General features: G+C 69.2%; 15 protein-coding genes and 1 tRNA gene. 4 read left to right on the plus strand and 12 right to left on the minus strand.

Annotated features, from left to right (window positions below; genetic code table 11):
- Window positions 1–36: 36 nt before the first annotated feature.
- The 5 genes from NOCYR_RS00135 to NOCYR_RS00155 form a co-directional block, all read right to left on the minus strand.
- Window positions 37–1,503, minus strand: a complete 1,467-nt coding sequence (locus NOCYR_RS00135) for a peptidoglycan D,D-transpeptidase FtsI family protein (protein WP_014348328.1) — start codon at window positions 1,501–1,503, stop codon at window positions 37–39.
- Window positions 1,503–2,990, minus strand: a complete 1,488-nt coding sequence (locus NOCYR_RS00140; RefSeq protein ID WP_014348329.1) for an FtsW/RodA/SpoVE family cell cycle protein — start codon at window positions 2,988–2,990, stop codon at window positions 1,503–1,505. The genes NOCYR_RS00135 and NOCYR_RS00140 overlap by 1 nt, the downstream gene beginning before the upstream one ends.
- Window positions 2,990–4,471: a PP2C family protein-serine/threonine phosphatase gene (locus NOCYR_RS00145; RefSeq protein WP_014348330.1), complete on the minus strand. Its 1,482-nt coding sequence runs from the start codon at window positions 4,469–4,471 to the stop codon at window positions 2,990–2,992. Before NOCYR_RS00145 ends, NOCYR_RS00140 begins: the two co-directional genes overlap by 1 nt.
- The gene (locus NOCYR_RS00150; RefSeq protein ID WP_014348331.1) at window positions 4,468–4,935 is read right to left on the minus strand and encodes an FHA domain-containing protein FhaB/FipA; all 468 of its coding nucleotides are present in this window, start codon (window positions 4,933–4,935) and stop codon (window positions 4,468–4,470) included. Before NOCYR_RS00150 ends, NOCYR_RS00145 begins: the two co-directional genes overlap by 4 nt.
- 201 nt (window positions 4,936–5,136) lie before the next feature.
- A complete protein-coding gene (locus tag NOCYR_RS00155) occupies window positions 5,137–6,588 on the minus strand; it encodes a DUF3662 and FHA domain-containing protein (RefSeq protein ID WP_014348332.1) in 1,452 nt (483 codons plus the stop codon).
- A gap of 212 nt (window positions 6,589–6,800) precedes the next feature.
- Between NOCYR_RS00155 and NOCYR_RS00160 the strand changes: the two genes are divergently transcribed.
- Window positions 6,801–6,883: transfer RNA gene (locus tag NOCYR_RS00160), tRNA-Leu, on the plus strand.
- A gap of 59 nt (window positions 6,884–6,942) precedes the next feature.
- Here NOCYR_RS00160 and NOCYR_RS00165 read toward each other — a convergent pair.
- Window positions 6,943–8,337: an FAD-binding oxidoreductase gene (locus NOCYR_RS00165; RefSeq protein ID WP_048832463.1), complete on the minus strand. Its 1,395-nt coding sequence runs from the start codon at window positions 8,335–8,337 to the stop codon at window positions 6,943–6,945.
- A gap of 278 nt (window positions 8,338–8,615) precedes the next feature.
- Here NOCYR_RS00165 and NOCYR_RS00170 point away from each other — a divergent pair, with 278 nt between their 5' ends.
- Complete coding sequence (locus tag NOCYR_RS00170) at window positions 8,616–9,383, plus strand: SDR family NAD(P)-dependent oxidoreductase (RefSeq protein WP_048832465.1); 768 nt, start codon at window positions 8,616–8,618, stop codon at window positions 9,381–9,383.
- 12 nt (window positions 9,384–9,395) lie between these two features.
- Here NOCYR_RS00170 and NOCYR_RS00175 read toward each other — a convergent pair whose 3' ends face one another.
- The gene (locus tag NOCYR_RS00175) at window positions 9,396–10,046 is read right to left on the minus strand and encodes a class I SAM-dependent methyltransferase (protein WP_048833811.1); all 651 of its coding nucleotides are present in this window, start codon (window positions 10,044–10,046) and stop codon (window positions 9,396–9,398) included.
- Between the two features lie 140 nt (window positions 10,047–10,186).
- Between NOCYR_RS00175 and NOCYR_RS00180 the strand changes: the two genes are divergently transcribed.
- Window positions 10,187–11,587: a hypothetical protein gene (locus tag NOCYR_RS00180; RefSeq protein WP_014348336.1), complete on the plus strand. Its 1,401-nt coding sequence runs from the start codon at window positions 10,187–10,189 to the stop codon at window positions 11,585–11,587.
- Window positions 11,588–12,269: 682 nt separating this feature from the next.
- Here the strand turns inward: NOCYR_RS00180 and NOCYR_RS00190 are convergent.
- The gene (locus tag NOCYR_RS00190) at window positions 12,270–13,268 is read right to left on the minus strand and encodes a stage II sporulation protein M (protein WP_014348338.1); all 999 of its coding nucleotides are present in this window, start codon (window positions 13,266–13,268) and stop codon (window positions 12,270–12,272) included.
- 43 nt (window positions 13,269–13,311) lie between these two features.
- On the opposite strand from NOCYR_RS00190, the gene NOCYR_RS00195 reads away from it, so the two are divergent.
- Window positions 13,312–14,115, plus strand: coding sequence for an RDD family protein (locus tag NOCYR_RS00195; RefSeq protein WP_014348339.1), 804 nt, complete (start codon window positions 13,312–13,314; stop codon window positions 14,113–14,115).
- Between the two features lie 167 nt (window positions 14,116–14,282).
- Here NOCYR_RS00195 and NOCYR_RS00200 read toward each other — a convergent pair whose 3' ends face one another.
- From NOCYR_RS00200 to NOCYR_RS00215, 4 genes are read right to left on the minus strand one after another with little or no spacing between them, the layout of a single operon-like run.
- A complete protein-coding gene (locus tag NOCYR_RS00200; RefSeq protein WP_014348340.1) occupies window positions 14,283–15,590 on the minus strand; it encodes a DUF58 domain-containing protein in 1,308 nt (435 codons plus the stop codon).
- A 3-nt stretch (window positions 15,591–15,593) separates the two neighbouring features.
- Window positions 15,594–16,577 (minus strand): AAA family ATPase, encoded by a 984-nt coding sequence (locus NOCYR_RS00205; protein ID WP_014348341.1) that lies wholly within the window; start codon window positions 16,575–16,577, stop codon window positions 15,594–15,596.
- Entirely contained in the window at window positions 16,574–17,620 is a 1,047-nt protein-coding gene (locus NOCYR_RS00210; protein ID WP_014348342.1) for a DUF4129 domain-containing protein, read from the minus strand. The genes NOCYR_RS00205 and NOCYR_RS00210 overlap by 4 nt, the downstream gene beginning before the upstream one ends.
- On the minus strand, window positions 17,608–18,507 hold the full coding sequence (locus NOCYR_RS00215) for a hypothetical protein (protein ID WP_231856005.1): 900 nt from the start codon (window positions 18,505–18,507) through the stop codon (window positions 17,608–17,610). Before NOCYR_RS00215 ends, NOCYR_RS00210 begins: the two co-directional genes overlap by 13 nt.
- Window positions 18,508–18,563: the final 56 nt, after the last annotated feature.

The following is an 18,563-nucleotide window of genomic DNA, read 5'->3' on the forward strand; positions in this document are numbered from 1 at the left end:
GGTTTCCCCGCAGATTCACTCGCACATCCATCTCGTTCAGCGCCCTTGCAGACCCGCGTCCAGTACCGCGCGGGCTACCGGCGCGGCGACCGACCCACCCGTTGCCGCCAGCGCCCGGTCGCCGCCGTTCTCCACGATGACCGCGATGGCGATCTTCGGGTTCTGCGCGGGCGCGAAGGCGATGTACCAGGCGTGTGGTGGCGTGTTGCGCGGGTCCGAGCCGTGTTCGGCCGTCCCGGTCTTGGACGCGATCTGATACGGCGTCCGGCCACCGCCGGCGGTGTTCTGTTCGGAGGCGACCATCAGGTTGGTCAGCGTTGACGCTACCTGGGCGCTCACGGCCTGCCCGACCGACACCGGTGTGGTTTCCGACAGCACGCTCAGGTCCGGCCCTTGCAGCTGGTCGACCAGGTACGGCTCCATCCGCACCCCGCCGTTGGCGATGGTCGCGGCGATGACCGCGTTGTTGAGCGGGGTCAGCGCCACATCGCGCTGGCCGATGCTGGTCTGGCCGAGGGCGGCGTCGTCGGGGATCGGCCCGACGGTGCTCTCGGCGACCGGGATCGGCACCCCGCGGTGCGGGCCGATACCGAAGGCGGCGGCCTCGTCCTTCAGATTCGAGGCACCGACGTCGACACCCAGCTCGACGAACGCGGTGTTGCACGACATCCGGAACGCGTCGTAGAGCGAGGCGGTCGGGCCGGGGCCGCAGGTGGTGCCGTTGTAGTTCTCCAGCGTGGTGCTGGTGCCGGGCAGGGTGATGTTGGGCGCGGCGGTGAACTGGCTCTCCGGGGTGGCCACGCCGTTGGACAGGGCGGCCGCGGTGACGATCACCTTGAAGGTGGAGCCGGGCGGATAGGTCTGCGAGACGGCGCGGTTGAGCATCGGCTGATTCGGGTCCGAGCTGAGCTGCTCCCAGGCCTTGGTGCCCTGCGCGCCGTCGTGGCCGGACAGCAGGTTCGGGTCGTAGCTCGGGGTGGACACCATCGTGAGAATCTTGCCGGTGCTCGGCTCGATCGCGACCACCGAGCCGGTGTAGCCCTTGCTGGTCAGCTCGTCGTAGGCGACCTGCTGCATGACCGGGTCGATGGTGGTGACCACATTGCCGCCGCGCGGATCGCGTCCGGAGAACAGATCGACGATGCGGCTGCCGAACAGCTGGTTGTCCGAGCCGTTGAGCACCGGATCCTCCGCCCGCTCGAGCCCGGTGCTGCCGTACTGCATCGAGTAGAAGCCCGTCACCGGCGCGAACGCCGACGGCGCGGTCGGGTAGGTGCGCAGGTACTTGTAGCGGTCGTCGGTGGCGACCGAGCTGGCCAGCACGGTGCCGCCGGCCGAGATCTGGCCGCGCTGGCGCGAGTACTCGTCCAGCAGCACCCGCGAGTTGCGCGGATCGGCGCGCAGATCGTCGGCCTTGATGACCTGGACGTAGGTGATGTTGGCCAGCAGTGCGACGACCATGACCATCACCGCGACGGCGACCCGGCGTAGGGGAGTGTTCACTACCTCGGCCCCCCTTCCTGACGGTTCTGGTCGCGCCGCATCATCTCGGTGGGCGCCTCGGCGATCGGCGGTGGTGCGGTGTCCTTCTTGCGGACCGGCGCGGGTGCGCGCGCGGCGTCGGAGATCTTGATCAGCAGGGCCAGCAGTGCGTAGTTGGCCAGCAGCGACGAACCACCATAGGACATGAACGGCGTGGTCAGACCCGTCAGCGGGATGAGCTTGGTGACACCGCCGACCACCACGAACAACTGCACCGCGATGGTGAACGACAACCCGGCGGCCAGCAGCTTGCCGAAGCTGTCGCGCACCGCCAGCGCCGTGCGCATCCCGCGGGTGATGAACACCAGGAACAGGATCAGCACCGCGGTCAGGCCGATCAGGCCCAGTTCCTCACCGATGGTGGTGACGATGAAGTCGGTCTTGGCGAATGGCACCTGCGAGGGCCGTCCACTGCCGAGCCCGGTGCCCGCGAGCCCGCCGGTGGCCAGGCCGAACAGCGACTGCGAGATCTGATAGCCGGTGTTGTTGTAGTCGTCGAACGGATGCAGCCAGGTCTCCACGCGCACCCGCACATGCCCGAACAGCTGGTAGGCGAAGACGAACCCGAGCGCGAGCAGCCCACCGCCGATGATCAGCCAGCCCACCCGTTCGGTGGCGATGTAGAGCATCACCAGCACGGTGCCGAAGATCAGCAGCGAGGTGCCCAGATCCTTCTCGAAGACCAGCACCCCGATGCAGATGATCCAGACCGCGAGGATCGGGCCGAGATCGCGGGCCCGGGGGAACTCCATGCCCAGGAAATGCTTGCCCGCGGCGGTGAACAGATCGCGCTTGGACACCAGCACCGAGGCGAAGAAGATGATCAGCAGGATCTTGGCGAACTCACCGGGCTGCATGCTGAAACCCGGCAGCCGGATCCAGATCTTGGCGCCGTTGGTTTCGGAGAAGCGGCTCGGCAGCAGCGCCGGAATCGCCAGCGCGACCAGCCCGATCAGGCCGAGGGTGTAGCTGTAGCGGGCCAGCGTGCGGTAATCGCGCAGCACGATCAGCAGCGTGATGAACACGACCGTGCCCAGCGCGGTCCACAGGATCTGCTGGGTGGCGTCGGGGGAGGGGACCGGCCAGTCGTTGTAGGCGGCGGTCTGCTGATCGGCCAGATCGAGGCGATGGATCAGCACCAGGCCGAGCCCATTGAGCAGTGCCACGATGGGCAGCAGCAGCGGGTCGGCGAACGGGGCGAAGCGGCGGATCGCCAGATGCGCGATCGCGAACAGAGCGAGGTAGGCCAGACCGTATTTGGCGATATCCCAGGTGATCGACTGCTCCTGGCTGGCCTCGACCAGGAACAGCGATGCGGTGGTGACCACTGCCGCGAAGCCGAGCAACAACAGTTCGTTGTTGCGTCTGGTGCTCGGCGCAGGCGCGGGAGCGAAGCCGCCCGGGGGACTCGGATAGGCCCCGGCGGACGGTGGTGCCGGTGCGGACATCAGTCCGTCACCCGGCAGTTCTCCCCCGCGGTCTGGGGCTGGGTCGGCGGAGCCGTGGTGGTCGGCGGCGCGGGCGTCGGGGTGACCGAAGCCGGTGGCGCGCCTTCACCGTTGGGTGCCGGAGCCGGGGGCGGCGCGGTGGTGGTCGTCGGGGCCGGACCCGTCGGCGGCACGACCGGCGGTGCGACGACACCGGGCTGGGGCACCGAGCTCTTGGTGTCGCACGGCGGCAGCAGTTCCCGCTCGGCCAGCACCTGCATCTGGTCCTTGGCCTTGTCCAGCGAGCCCGGCGGCAGACCCTTGTCCACCTGATCGCGGCCGGTCTGTTTCAGGTCTTCGACCTTCAGCTCCCGGCAGTCGCTCGGCAGATCCTGATCGGCGGCGACCAGCGTCAGCTTGCCGTCGGCGGCGACACAGCCGACCAGGTCGACCTCGTGGATCGAATAGCCGAGGATCGAGCCGGGCAGCCCGCGCATCACCACGACGCGGTCGTTGTCGGCGCCGACGTAGTAGTTGGACCGGATCATCTTGTACCCGACCAGCAGACCGACGCCGACCGCGGCCACCAGCGCGACCGCGAGCAGAATCCAGCGCAGCTTATGCGATTTCGCGGCAGGCGGCGGTTCCGGCGCGGACGCGGCCCGGCGAGGCGCCGCACGGGGCGGGCGCATGGCAGCGGCCCGGCCCGCGGCGGTGTTCGGCGGCGGAGTGTCCTCGTCCTGGCCCGACGCCGCACCGGCGACGATCGGATGCGACTGGCCGTAGTCGAGATCGATGACGTCGGCGACGACCACCGTGACGTTGTCGGGCCCGCCGCTGCGCAGCGCCAGCTCGATCAGCCGGTCGGCGCACTCGTCGGTGCTGCCTTCGCGCATGGTGTTGGCGATGGTCTCATCGCTGACCACATCCGAAAGCCCGTCCGAGCACAGCAGATACCGGTCGCCCGCGCGCGCCTCGCGCATCACCAGCGTCGGCTCGATCTCGTTACCGGTGAGCGCGCGCATGATCAGCGAACGCTGCGGATGGGTGTGCGCCTGTTCCGGGGTGATCCGGCCTTCGTCGACCAGGGACTGGACGAAGGTGTCGTCCCTGGTGATCTGGGTCAGCTCGCCCTCACGCAGCATGTACGCGCGCGAGTCGCCGATATGGACCAGGCCGAGCTTCTTGCCTGCGAACAGCATGGCGGTGAGCGTGGTGCCCATGCCGTCGAGTTCGGGCTCTTCCTCCACCTGGTCGGCGATGGCCGCGTTGCCCTCACGGGTGGCGCGGTCGAGTTTGCCGAGCAGATCGTCGCCGGGTTCGTCGTCGTCGAGGTGGGCCAGCGCGGCGATCATCAACTGCGAGGCGACTTCACCCGCCGCGTGTCCGCCCATGCCGTCGGCGAGGGCGAGCAGGCGGGCACCCGCGTAGACGGAATCTTCGTTGTTGGCCCGGACCAGACCGCGGTCGCTGCGCGCTGCGTAGCGGAGAACAAGTGTCACGATCGGAGCTCGATCACAGTTTTGCCGACCCGGACGGGAGCGCCGAGCGGAACACGGACAGCGGTGGTGACCTTCGCGCGGTCGAGATAGGTGCCGTTCGTCGAGCCCAGATCCTCGACGTACCAGTCGTCACCACGCTGTGACAGCCGCGCATGTCTGGTCGAAGCGTAGTCGTCGGTGAGTACCAGCGTGGAATCGTCCGCACGGCCGATCAGCACCGGTTGGGTGCCGAGCGTGATGCGGGTGCCGGCTAGTGAACCTTGAGTCACCACAAGATATTTGGCGCCCTTCTGGCCTCGGCGCAGGGACGGCAGTACCGCGGGACCGCGAGCGGCCCTCGGCTGGACCCGGATGCCGGAGGCCGCGTAGATGTCGCTGCGCAAGGTTCGCAGCACCGCCCAGACGAACAGCCACAACAGCAGCAGGAAGCCCGCACGGGTCAACTGCAGAATCAGTCCCTGCACGGCGCTCCACCTCCTGTTCGACCGTGTGTCGGTGCCGTAGGTGTGGTTCGACCCACCCCCACCGCTGTGCTGGTCTTGCCGGCCCCGTATGCGGTGCCTCGCGTGTGTGGGCACATCATAGGGCCGTCAGCCGATACGGACACGCCACGACCGCCCATTTCCGGACAGTCATGTCGTGACCTGCATCGCGAGCTTACGGGATCAGACGATGCGGATCAGGATCTCGGAATGCCCGGCGCGGATCACATCACCGTCGGCCAGCTGCCAGTCCTGGACCGGGGAGCCGTTGACCAGGGTGCCGTTGGTCGAGCCCAGATCCGACAGCATCGCGGTCTGACCGTCCCAGCGGACCTCGATGTGGCGGCGGGAGACGCCGGTGTCGGGCAGCCGGAAGTGCGCGTCCTGGCCGCGGCCGATGATGTTGCTTCCCTCACGCAGCTGGTAGGTGCGGCCGCTGCCGTCGTCGAGCTGGAGGGTTGCCGAATATCCGGAGCCCGCCGCGGCACCCGCGCCGTACCCGCCGCCGGCGTAGCCGCCCTGCGCGCCGTAACCGGGCTGCTGGGAGTACGCCTGGCCGTAGTTCTGGTCGTCGGCGTAACCGCCCTGATCGGCGTAGCCCTGGTCCGCGTAGCCCTGATCGGCGTAGCCGGCCTGGCCGTAGCCCTGCTGGGCACCCTGCGGCGCGTAGCCCTGCTGGGCGCCGTAGGCCGGGTCGGCGTAGGCCTGATCGCCGTAGCCGGGTTGTCCCGCGCTTTGCTGGCCGCCGCCCGCCGGTGCGTAGCCCTGATCGGCGTAACCGCCCTGGCCGTAGCCCTGGTCGGGGTAGCCGCCGCCTTGCTGGCCGTAGCCCTGATCGGCGTAACCCTGCTGCTGATAGCCCTGGTCGGCGTAGCCGGCCTGACCGTACCCGGGCTCGGGCTGGCCGTAACCGGAGTCGGCGTAGCCCTGCTGGCCGTAGCCCTGACCGCCCTGCTGGTAGTCATAGCCGTTCTGGTAATCGCCACCCTGGTAGTCGCCGTAGCCCTGCGACTCCGGCGCGCGGTAGTCGGCGCCCGCGCCGTAGGGCGCGCCCGAGCCGTAGTCCTCGGGGTACGCGCCATTCTGCGGCCCGCGTCCCGCGGGCGGGGGTGCGTACCCGCGGTTGCGTGGATCGGACTCCGCGGGCTCACGGCTCGGGTCGTAGCCAGAGTTCTGCGTCATGGGGCCAGCTCCTGGTTGCGGGTGTGCGGGTCGTTGTGGCGGGGGTTCCGGGCTGCGAGCTGCGGGAGCCGCACGGCCGACGTCGGGATCGACCCGGCCGCTCGCCCTGAACTGTCCGGTGTGCAGCGTAGGGGATGCCTCGAACGCCACGTGTACTTCGCCGTAGGTCTGCCACCCTTGTTCGCGGATGTAGTCCTGTAGATGCTTGGCGAACGCGCGCGTCGTGAGATCGTGATCGGCGTCGAGCTGCTGATGGTCCGACGAGTTGATCGTGATCACATAGCTGTTGGGTGCGAGCAGATGCCCGCCGCCGAGTTCCTGGACGTGATCGGCCGCCTCGCGCTGCAACGCGGCCTCCACCTCCTGCGGCACGACGCTCCCACCGAAGACCCTGGCGAACACATCACCGACGGCGCCTTGCAGGCGACGCTCGAATCTCGAAACGATGCCCATCTCGGCCCTCCCTTCGGTGAGATGTCTCCTCGAGCGCAACGACGACACGCGGACGTGGCGTGTCGTTCAACGAGCACGTTCCCTGCATGATATCCGCGATCGTCTATAGCTGTAACTGATGGAACGCCCGCTGGGTTCCCGCGGGTCGCCGGGGTGGGTGGACCGCGATTTCGTATCCGGGCCGGCTCCGTGATACTGTCTCCCAGTCGCTCGGGCGAGTGGCGGAATGGCAGACGCGCTGGCTTCAGGTGCCAGTGTCCTTCGGGACGTGGGGGTTCAAGTCCCCCTTCGCCCACAGATGCGGGAAAGCCGCAGGTCAGATTCCTCTGATCTGCGGCTTTTCTCGTTTCCGGGTCAGGCGGGCTTGATATTGGCGTTGCGGTGCAGCACGTTGCCCGGGTCGTAGCGGGCCTTGAGTTCGGCCAGCCTCGCGTACTTCGCACCGTATGTTCTACGGATCAGCTCCTCGCTGGGTTCGGCCATGAAATTGATATAGCTGCCCGGGTTCGACGACATCGGCCCCAGCGCATTCCAGGTCTGCCTGGACCACTGCTTGTCTTCGGCGAGCACCGCAGGCTCGGTGGCGACGGCCGCGATATTCACCACGTAATGCGGGGTGCGTGCCCCGCCGAACGCGGTGTCGTCGACGCCCACTTCGGAGAACGCGCCATCGAGGTAGAAGCAGGGCATGAACGACAGCGGCGAGGCCTTCTCCGGGATGGCATCGGTGATGACCGTGATCGCCTCGTCGGAGATGTCGTCGATATCTACTGCCTTCTCGTAACCGAGGATGCCCCAGGGGGCGGCGTTGTCGAGCAGACTCTGCAACGCCGTGTAGGGCATGGGTGTGCGGAACTCGAACAGCGGTGGCAACGCGTCCCGGATCGGCGCGACCATCCGCGCGTGCTCCTCGGCGGTGCCGTATCCGGCCACCATCAGGGCATAGCCCGGCATCAGGTGGTACTGCTCCGGCACGAACGGCTCCGGCGGCGCGGACAGGCCGAGCCCCATCAGCGCACCCGCCCGTTCGGGCAGGGTCGGGAGGAACTCGCGGCACATCCGCAGCATGTCGGCGCCGGCGGCGTGGTCCCAGAAGAAGAGCCCGAAATGGACCTCCGGTCCCAGGCGGTGCAGCCGGAACTCGAATTCGGTGACCACACCGAAATTGCCGCCGCCACCACGCAAGGCCCAGAACAAGTCGGCGTTCTCGTCGTCGCTGGCCCGCACGATACTGCCGTCGGCCAGCACGACCTGCGCGGCGACCAGGCTGTCGATGGTCAGGCCGAAGGTGTGGGTGAGCCACCCCATCCCGCCGCCGAGGGTCAGGCCGCCGATCCCGGTATGGCTGATGGTTCCGCCGGGCACCGCATAACCGTGGGCTTGGGTGGCGGCATCCATATCGGCCATCGTGGCGCCGCCACCGACCCTGGCGAGTTCGGCCTGGGGGTCGACGGTGACCTGATTCATCGCGCTGAGATTGATCATCAGGCCGTCGTCGACGCAGGAGGAGCCGTTGAAGGCGTGGCCGCCGCCGCGCACCGCGATCTCGAGTCCGTGTTCGCGGCCGAAGGACAGCGCCGCGGATACGTCTTCGGCAGACCGGCAGCAGGCGATCACTGCCGGGCGCTTATCGATATCGCCGTTCCAGAGATTGCGCGCGGTGTCGTAGCCCGCGTCGCCGGGGCCGAAGACCGGCCCGCTGATCGTCGAGCGCAAAGCGCCCGGATCCGAATGAATTGTCTGTGTCATAGCTTCCTCCGGAGATGTGGCCCCCCGGCCCACTGATCGCGAAGCCGGGCACCGCCGCCGGCTCCTGCCCACCGAGACGTGGTGGGCTCTGATTCCGCGCATCTGCACGTCGGGATGTGATACGAGGCACAGGCGAGGGCGGTTCATCGCGGACCGCTTCCTCGGCTTCGGTCGAGGCGAACAGGGTGTCCTAGAACCGTGGAACCTGTTGCGATTTCAGGCCCCGGAAATCGCTGAACAGGCTTGACTGACTATGAGAACCTGTTCTAATTTTTGGCATGCGCAGATTTGACGGCCGCCGGGTGGTGGTGACAGGTGCCGGATCGGGTATCGGACAGGGCATCGCATTGCGACTGCTCGATGAGGGGGCCCAGTTGGTGGCCGTCGACATCGACGAGCCGGGCCTGGCCGCCACCGCGGACAAGGCGGGCGACGCCGCCGACCGACTGCGGACGGTGCGGCTGGACATCGCCGATCAGGACTCGGTGCGCACCGGCACCGCGACGGCCCTCGACTTCCTCGGCGGGCTCGATGTGCTCGTGAATTCCGCGGGCATCTTGCGGCCCGCCCGCACCCACGAGATGCCGCTGGACGCCTGGGACACCGTCATCCGGGTCAACCTCACCGGCACCTTCCTGATGACCCAGGCCGCTCTGCCCGCCCTGCTCGAGTCCGGGCGCGGCGTGGTGGTGAATCTCTCCTCTACCGCGGCGTTCCAGGGCTCGCCGTACCTGGCGGCCTACGCGGCGTCCAAGGGCGGCGTCGCCAGCTTCACCCACGCCATCGCGCTGGAGTACGCCAAGCAGGGCCTGCGCGCGGTGAACATCGTGCCGGCCGGCATCACCAGCGGGATCACCACCAAGTCGATCCTGGAACAACCGGAGGGTTTCGATCCCAGCCTGTTCGCCCGGCTGACCGGCTGGCTCAACGGCGGCGCGCTCGGCAGCCCGGAGGATATCGCCGGCGTCGTCGCCATGGTCGCCTCCGACGACGGGCGCTATATGACCGGCACCGAGATCCGGGTCGACGGCGGCGCCCTGATGTGAGCGCCGGTGCGGTCAGGACGCGGCCGGCCGGGCGATGAGCAGATGGAACGGGATCGGCGGGTTGGTGATCCGCCGGTGCTCGACCGCGCAGCCTGCCGCGGTCAGCGTGTCGATCACCTCGGCGACCGGGCGCAGCGTGAAGCCGTAGCCGGTGAACGGCATCTTCTTCATGGCGTCCGGATCGCCGATGCCGACGACCAGTCGTCCGCCGGGCCGCACCACGCGCGCCAGCTCGGCGCAAGCCGCGGGCAGGTCGTCGACGAAATAGACGGTGTTGCAGGTGATCGCGGCATCGAGGCTGTCGGTGTCCAGCGGCAGTGCGGTGAGCGAGCCTTCGGCCAGGCGCAACCGGCCGGCGGCGATATCGGCGGCGAAGCCGGATTCGGCCCGCTCCAGCATGTCGGTGGAGATCTCGATGCCGTGGACGGTGCCGTTCGCACCGGCCCGGTCCAGCAGCATCCGCAGCCCGGTGCCGCCGCCGAAGCCGATATCGGCCACCACCGGCGCGTCGGCAGGAGTTTCGAGGGCGGCGTCGACGGCCGCCCTGATGGCACGGCCGTTGCTGCGGTTCAATACCGGCGCGACGACCTTGCCGAGCAGGCCGTGCGGATTGCCGAGCTGACCGGCGACGGTCGAGAGGATGCGGTCACGGAGCCCACTCATGCGGCCATGGTAGCCACGCTCGGTGGATTCGCCGGTGCGGCAATAGTGTTCCGCCCGGTAGCGCCGCCGCCAGGCGGTTGCGCGACGCATTCACGTCAGCGTCTCCTATGGGACGGAAATCGGAACGAAAGGCGGTCGCGATGCGCGCACCACTGGCCCTGCTCGCCACCTGTGTCCTGATGAGCGCGCCGAGCGCGAGCGCCGCACCGGTCTGGGGGCCGCTGGCGCCGCCGAATCCGCATCTGGGGCCGGTGGGTACCGCGACCATGCACGGTGACGCCGGCTCGTCGGACGCCACCCCACTGGCCGGTCCCGGAACCGGCGCGCATCCGGTGACGATCTATCCGCTGGCCGCCGCCTGCCCGACGCTGTTGCAGGGCAACGACGGTCTTGTGGTCGCGTTGTGCACCGCGATCGCCGGGCGCGAACCCACGGTGTTCCTGATCGACCCGGAATCGCCGGTCGGCCTGCCGCTGGCCTCGCTGACGCTGACCAAGGGCAGTCTGCTCGGCGGCGTCTACGCTTATCTCGACAACGCGGACCGTTTGGTGGTCGTCGACGGCAACCGGGAGCTGTTGCGGATCGCGCACAGGCGCACCGAATCCGGCCGCTGGCAACTCGCGGTCGACTCCTCGGTCTCGCTGGCCGGCTCGATTCCGGTGGGCGACAACGTCACCGGATTGGTGCCGGATTGGTCCGGCAATGTCTGGTTCGCCACCGGCGGCGGAGTGGTCGGGTTCGTCCGGCCCGCCGGCGCCGTGACGACGATCGCGCTGCCGTCCGGTGAGCAGGTCGCCAACAGCATCTCCGCCGCACCGAGCGGGCGCGTCGCGGTGGCCACCACGCATGCGCTCTACGAACTGCGCGCGGGCACGGCGGGCCCGGAAGTGTTGTGGCGCGCGCCCTATGAACGTGGTTCGGCTCGCAAACCGGGACAGCTGAGCTGGGGCACCGGGTCCACGCCCACCTATTTCGGCCCGAGCACCGGCGCCGAATACCTGACCATCGTCGACAATGCCGACGGCCGGGTGCGGCTGCTGGTCTTCCGGTCCGGCAGTGGGCAGCTGGTCTGCACCGAGCCGGTGCTCACCGAAGCCGGTGCGGGCAGCGAGAACTCGCCGATCGGGATCGGCCGCTCGGTGTTCGTGGCGAGCACCTACGGCTATCCCTATCCGACCGTGCCCGAGGGTGCGGGTCCCGCGGTGCCGTCGTCGGCGCCGTTCACCGGCGGGCTCACCCGCGTCGATGTGGCCGACAACGGTTGCCGCACAGTGTGGGACAGCCCGGTGCGCAGCGCCGCGGTCCCGCATCTGTCCATCGCCGACGGCCTGCTCTACACCGTCTCCCGGATCGGGTTGCCGGTGACGACACCGCTGGACGGTTACGCGTTGACGGTGATCGACCCGGAAACCGGTGGCGTACTGGACAACAGTGTGCTGCCGCCGACGATCGTGGGCGATCCGCTGCAGATGTCGGCGTTGATCACCATGGGCGGCAAGCTCTTCCAGGGCACCGTCACCGGGGTCGTCCGGGTGGGCTGAGGGCCGCCGGAACTGTCCGATTCACCCGTTTAAACCTCGAATGAGTCGAAGATCACAGTACTGACTTCGGTAACCCCGATGGTGCTGATCCGGGCCAGCCGGCGGTGCCGCTGACGGCATTGCGGCGACCCGATAACCGGCCGGTTAACTGTGTATTGGTACATGTAGATCGCCTGCCGCATGACGTTGATCGTGTTTGTTCCGTGATAAACAAACCTGCGGTCGCTTTCTCGCCACACTTCGTTCAGCTATCCCCATTTTCCACAGAGAATCCCCAGGTAGCGGGCCATCTTGTGAGTACCGACCGGTAGCGGACAAGCAGGCGTGGCTAATCGCCTGAGGGTGTCCGGTCGAGTCGGGTCCGTGACCTCGAAAAACGAAATGCAATTGCAGATGAAAGGACCAAATCGTGGTTCACATCGGCCGCTGCGAGTTAGCTGGAACCGTGAAAAACGAGGTCTTCACATGGGTTTGCGGGCGGTCTGCTTTATACGCCTGACGGCTGCGTAGAGGGTTGCATGGGCATAACGATTGTGTAGAGTCAACGGCAACGCTGGCCGCAGCTCGAGCACGACTCGCTGCGGCCAGCGGAACTCAAATGGGGGAGTTCTTCACAGGTCCGATTCCCGGTGTAGCCAACAGTTGCCAGAGCCGTGATCGCTCACCGTGTGCTCGGCGATGGCTACCGTGGCCGATCCACTCCAGCAGCTACCGGCTGGTCGGTTTCCGCACGGTCGCGTTCCAGGGCCGCCCGGCGCCCGGCGCCGAACACATAGAGCAGAAACAACGCCTCGGCCGCGAACCCGATCCCGATGCGCACCGGCGCGGGCCGGCCGCTCGGCGTCACGAAACCCTCCAGCAGGCCCGACACCAGCAGCACGCCCACCAGACCGAGCGCGATCGTCGCGGTGGCCCTGCCCTGGCGCGCCACCGCCTCCAGCCGGCTCAGCCGGCCCGGATCCACCAGCGTCCAGCCGAGTTTCAGCCCCGCACCGCCGGCGACGAAGACCGCGGTGAGCTCGAGCGTGCCGTGCGGCAGGATGAAACCGAAGAACGATTCCAGCCGCCCCGCCTCGGCCATCAGCCCGGCCGTGACACCGAGATTGAGCGCGTTCATGAACAGCAGATACAGCGCGGGCAGGATCAGCACCCCGGTGAACAGGGCGATCGCCGACACCCAGGCGTTATTGGTCCACACCTGCGCCGCGAACGCCTCGTTCGGATGCTCGGAGTAATAGGTCTCGAACGCGCCGCCGGGCGCGGTGATCGCGTCGGTGTTCGAGGGGATACCGAGAACCGAACGCGCCGAATCGGACTCGGCCACCCAGCCGGCGATCCCCGCGGTCACCAGCAGGAACACCGCCGCCACCGCCGCCCACCACGGCCACGCGCGATACACCGCGGCCGGGAAGCGGTGGGTGAAGAACCGCCCGATCTCCGACCACGTGTCGGCCCGGGTGCCGAGCACCTTGGCCCGGGCGCGCGCCAGCACCGCGCTCAGCCCCGCGACGAGTTCCGGATCCGGGCTGTGGGTCTGCAACCGGGCCAGCTGCTGGGAGGTGCGCCGATACAGTGCCACCAGCTCGTCGGCCTCGGCGCCGGTGAGGGTGCCCTTGCGGGCCAGGAAGTCCAGCCGGTTCCAGGCCCCGCGATGCGCGTAGCTGTATGCGTCCACGTCCATTCGGTTGCCTCCCACTCCCGCTCTGGGAAGAATGCTAGGCGACATGGCTGAGTTCACCACCGGCGAAGCAGTGGCCCTGGAGCTGCCCATCGCGCGCATCCCCACCCGGGCCGGGGCATTCTTCGTCGACGTGCTCGTCCAGATGTTCATCGGCTGGACGCTGATGTTCGGCATCGTCTCGCTGCTGCTGCCCAGCGGAGCCGACTCCGCCTGGCTCGCGACGGCCGCACTCGTCACCGTGATCGCCACGCTGGTCGGCTACCCGGTGGCCTGCGAAACCCTCAGCCGTGGCCGCACCCTCGGCAAGCTGATCTTCGGGCTGCGGGTCGTGCGCGCCGACGGCGGGCCGATCGACTTCCGGCACGCGCTCACCCGGGGCCTGGCCGGCGCGATCGTCGACTTCTGGATGCTCGGCGCGTTCGGCGCCGTCGCTGTGATCAGCTCGCTCTGCTCGCCGAACGCGCGCCGGGTGGGCGATGTACTGGCGGGCACCGTCGTCGTCTATGGACAGCGGATGCTGCCGATCCCGGCGCTGGCCGTGCCGCCGCCCTGGCTCGCCGACTGGGCGACCCGCCTGGACCCCACCCCGCTGCCCGACGATCTCGCGCTGGCGGTGCGGCAGTATCTGACCCGCCTGCGCACCCTCACTCCGGAGGCGCAGGTCGCCCTCGGCAATGCCCTCACCGACGCCGTCTGCGCCCGCCTCGGCATCACCCGCCCCGGCGACTACCCGCCGCCGCAGATCCTCGGCAGCATCATGGCCGAACGACAGCGCCGCGCCCTGACGACACCGCTCACCGCACCGTCGGCCATCGGATGGGCAGCCAAGCCCGCCATCGCCCGATAGCTGCCGCGACATAAATCCGCGCGAGTGACGCCTGGCGCCGCCACAGCGACGGCCCGAGCGGAGCGTTCCGCCCCACGCCGAGGTGCCGCCTGCTCGTGTGCGGACGCCGGGCGTCGGGCGCTCACGATCGCGGCGAGGTCTACATCCCGGCCGTGTGAGGCCCCCGTTTACATCCCGCCCGACTGCTTGAGTTCCAAATACTCGTCCGCGAGGGCTTCCGGCAAACGCTCCGGTGGGGCAGCGACCACGTCGATGCCGGTGCGTCGCAACGACTCCTGCACCAGCGCGCGCTCGGCCAGCAGTGATTCGGCGGCCGCGGCGCCGTAGAGTTCGCCGGGGCTGTCGCGGCGGGTGGCGGCCGCGGCGACTTCCGGGTCGGTGACCGAGACGATCAGCACCCGATGACGGTGGGCGAGCACCGGAAGCACCGGCATCAGGTTCTCCTGCACCGCGGCGCCGTCGAGGGTGGTGAACCAGACGATGAGGCTGCGGCGGCGGGTGCGGTCGATGGCGGCGCGCACCAGGGCGGCGGTGTCGGTGTCGACGAGCGCGGGCGTCACCCCGGCCAGGGCGTGCATCAGCTTCGATTGCAGCCGCCGGCCGCCGATGCCGCGCACCTCGGCGCGCACCTGACGGTCGAAGGCGAGCAGATCCACCGAATCACCGGCCGCGGCGGCCAGCCCGCCCAGCAGCAGCGCCGCCTCGATGCTCGCGTCCAGCCGGGTGCCGTCGGCGCCGCCGATGCCCACCCGGCCCGCGCTCACCCGTCCGGTGTCGAGCAGCATCAGCATGTGCCGGTTGCGTTCCGGGCGCCAGGTGCGCACCAGGACGTCGGTGGCGCGGGCGGTGGCCCGCCAGTCGATGGTGCGCACGTCGTCACCGGCGACGTATTCGCGGAAGGAATCGAATTCGGTGCCCTGGCCCCGCATGTTCGCCACCGTGCGGCCTTCGAGGTGTTGCAGCCGTTTCACCTTCGAACGCAGCAGTTTCTCACTGCGGAACGGCGGCAGCGCACGCACGCGGGCGGGCACGTCGTGGCGGGTCTGGCGCCCGGCCAGGCCGAGCGGTCCGAGGACGCGCACGGTGATCGGCCCGGCGGCCCGGTCACCGCGATGGGTGGGGGTGAGGGTGGTGCGGTAGCGGGTGCGGGTGCCGGGTTCCAGCGCGAGCCGGTGGCTGCCGCCGGCGGCGCGGGCACTGTCGGGCCAGTCGTCCCACAGCATCCCGCGGACGGTGCGCGGCCCGGTGTTGGTCACCACGAGTTCCACTTCGGTGCTGCGCCCGAGCCGCACGCCCGTCAATGGTTCGCGGGTCAACGTCAGCCAACCGGCGCTGCCCGCGGCGGCGAGGTCGGCGAGCACCGCGACCACCAGCAGCGCGCTCATCACCGCGACGCCCAGCCAGGACGGCAGTACGAAAGTGACCACCAGCGCCCCCACCACGGCGGCGGCGAACAGCCGACCGGTGACGACCACGGCCTACACCGGAACCGGAACCGCGAGCAGCAGCGACCGCAGCACCCCTTCGGCGCTCACCCCGTCCAGTTCGGCCTCCGGGCGCAGCTGCAACCGATGCCGCAACACCGCCACCGCAACGGTTTTCACATCGTCCGGGGTGACGAAGCCGCGCCCGTTCAACCAGGCGAACGCCCGCGCGGCCGCCATCAGCGCGGTGGCGCCACGGGTGGAGGCGCCGTGCTGCACGGCCGGTGCCGCCCGGGTGGCCCGGCAGATATCGACGATGTAGGCCAGCACCTCGGGACTGATGGACACCGTGCCGACCGCGGCCCGCCCGGCGGCGATATGCGCCGGACCCGCCACCGGGCGCAGACCGGCCGCGGCCAGATCACGCGGGTCGAAGCCGCCGGCGTGACGTTGCAGGATGCGGAATTCGTCGTCGCGCTCGGGCAACTGGATATCGACCTTGAACAGGAAGCGGTCCAGCTGCGCCTCGGGCAGCGGGTAGGTGCCCTCCTGCTCGATCGGGTTCTGGGTGGCGACCACCACGAACGGATCCGGCAGCGGGCGCGGGGTGCCGTCGACGGAGACCTGGCGTTCTTCCATCGATTCCAGCAGCGCCGACTGGGTTTTCGGCGGCGTGCGGTTGATCTCGTCGGCGAGCAGCAGGTTGGTGAACACCGGGCCGGAGCGGAAGGTGAATTCGGTGGTGTGCGGGTCGTAGATCTGCGATCCGGTGACGTCACCCGGCATCAGATCCGGGGTGAACTGCACCCGCGAATGCTCGAGATCCAGCGCGGTGGCCAGCGCGCGCACCAGCAGCGTCTTGGCCACGCCGGGAACGCCTTCCAGCAGCACATGCCCACGGCACAGCAGCGCAAGCACCAGGTACATGACGGCGTCGTCGTTGCCGACCACCGCCTTGCCGATCTCGGTGCGCAGCGCCGCGAACGCGGCCGCCGCCTCCGCGGCGCTCGGGGCTTTGCTGGTGTCAATGCTGGTCACGAGACCTCCGCTTCGATCCATTCGAGTTGCGCGGCAACCATTTCCAAGGTGGGTTCATCGGGCACCGGCCCGTACAGCGCGGCGTACACCCAGTTCGCGTCGGCCCCGGTGCGGGCGATCAGCGCGGCGACCACCTGTTCCGGTGCGGTGTCGGCGGTGACGCCGAGCGGTGAGCGCACCCGGCGCAGGGTGGCCGCGCGCAGTTTCGCCGCGACGTATTCGTAGTCCTTCGACCGCCGGTACAGCGCGGCCTGACCGGCGAGCAACTCGTTGGCCGTCACCTCCACCGGGCGCGGTTCACCGACCAGCGCCCCGCGCCGCCGCGCCCGCCACCACACCAGCAGCGCGCCTGCGATCAGGAACTGCAAGCCGCCGAACGCGACCGGCGCGGGCAGGCGTTCGAAGATGGAGTCGGAACCGGAACCGAAGTCGGGATCCTCGGGAAACTCGGGTTCCGGCAGGTCCGGCGGGATGTCCGGTGGTTCGGGGGGTGGGGGAGCGTCGGGCGCGCCGCACGATTGCAGCGCCGCCCACAGCAGCAGGACCAGCGCGGCGACGGCGGCGAGGGTGGCCCAGAACTTGGGATTGCGCAGCAGATCGGACAGCGGCGGCAGGCTCGGCCGGGTGCGCGGTGCGCGTTCGACGGCATCGACCTCGCGGGGTTCGGCCACCGGGGGCGGGGCGGCCGCGGAGAACTGGTCGACGAATTCGAGCCTGCGGTATTCGTCCTCGGTGGCGTGCCTGCCGCCGTAGACGACCTCGTCGAAACTCTGCGCCGCCGGACGGAATTCGTCGGCATGCTGCACCGGATCGGCCGCGGTGGTGACCTCGTACGCGGTTTCGGCCGCGGTGCGGGAGCGGCGGATATCGAGCAGGCCGCGCTGTTCCAGCCCACGCAGGGTGGCGCGGAAGCGTTCGCGCAGCGCGGCGTCGTAATCGCGGCGCTGGAGGGCGGATTCGGCGGCGGCACGATGATCGGCGGCCGAGCCGAGCCGTGGCGGTTGTGGTGTGGGGCCATCGCCGGGGGTGTTCAGTTCAGCCATCGTGCCCCCTCGCCGAGCGGCACCGGGGCCGGGGCGGGCAGCCGGATGTCCATGCCCTCGCGACGGCAGCGGCGGTCCACGTAGACGACCGCCCGGGTGGCGGATTCGACGATCTCGCCGAACACCACCAGCAACAGCACCGCCGCCGTCGCCAGCACGATGACCGCCCAGCGGTGGGTGCCGGAGAAATCGGAGAGGAACCACGGGATGGCGATCAGCGGCAACGCCGTCAGCATCAGCAGCGCGCGGGTGCACAGCCACAGCCAGGCGGTCGGCCACTGTGTGCCGTAGACGAGCAGTTTCGATCGCGCGACGGCCACCCGATGGCTCGCGCCTTCGGCGAAGATCACCGGCACCGCGACGAACCGGTTCGCGCGCAACCAGGCCAGCCACACCAGCGCGAACGGCAACCCGATGATCAAGACGGTGCCGAGCGCCAGGACCGCCAGGCCGACGAGTGTGAACAGCGAGCCGAACAACAACTGCGGACCCAGCCGCGCGCCGAAACGCCGCACCGCGGTCTGCCAGGTAATCGGTGTGCCTGCGATGGCGGCCGTGCCGATGGCGGTGGTGATGCCGCGCATGGTGACCCGGACCAGCCAGAGGCAGACCAGCGTGGTGAGGATGACCGTCCAGGTGACGGCGGCATCGTCGTCATCGGAGAGGCGGATGACCCCGGCCGTCACACCGGCGACGAGGAGTTCGGCGGCGACCAGCAGTGTCGCGCCGACCCCGGCCAGCGGCCGGATGGCCGACTGGATGAGCGCGAACGGCGTATCGAGCAGTTCGCGGAAGGTCATCGGACGGATCGGCACCGTCGCTCCGAGAGACCCCGGCACCGGATCGTTCCCCGCCCCGACGGCACCGGCCGGTTCGGCTGGTGGCACGCGGCCGAGTGTAACCGGTCGGTGTGCACCGGGCCCGGCGATGGCGTCGCGATGCT

It is taken from the genome of Nocardia cyriacigeorgica GUH-2, assembly GCF_000284035.1.
In the GTDB taxonomy this organism is placed as follows: domain Bacteria; phylum Actinomycetota; class Actinomycetes; order Mycobacteriales; family Mycobacteriaceae; genus Nocardia; species Nocardia cyriacigeorgica_B.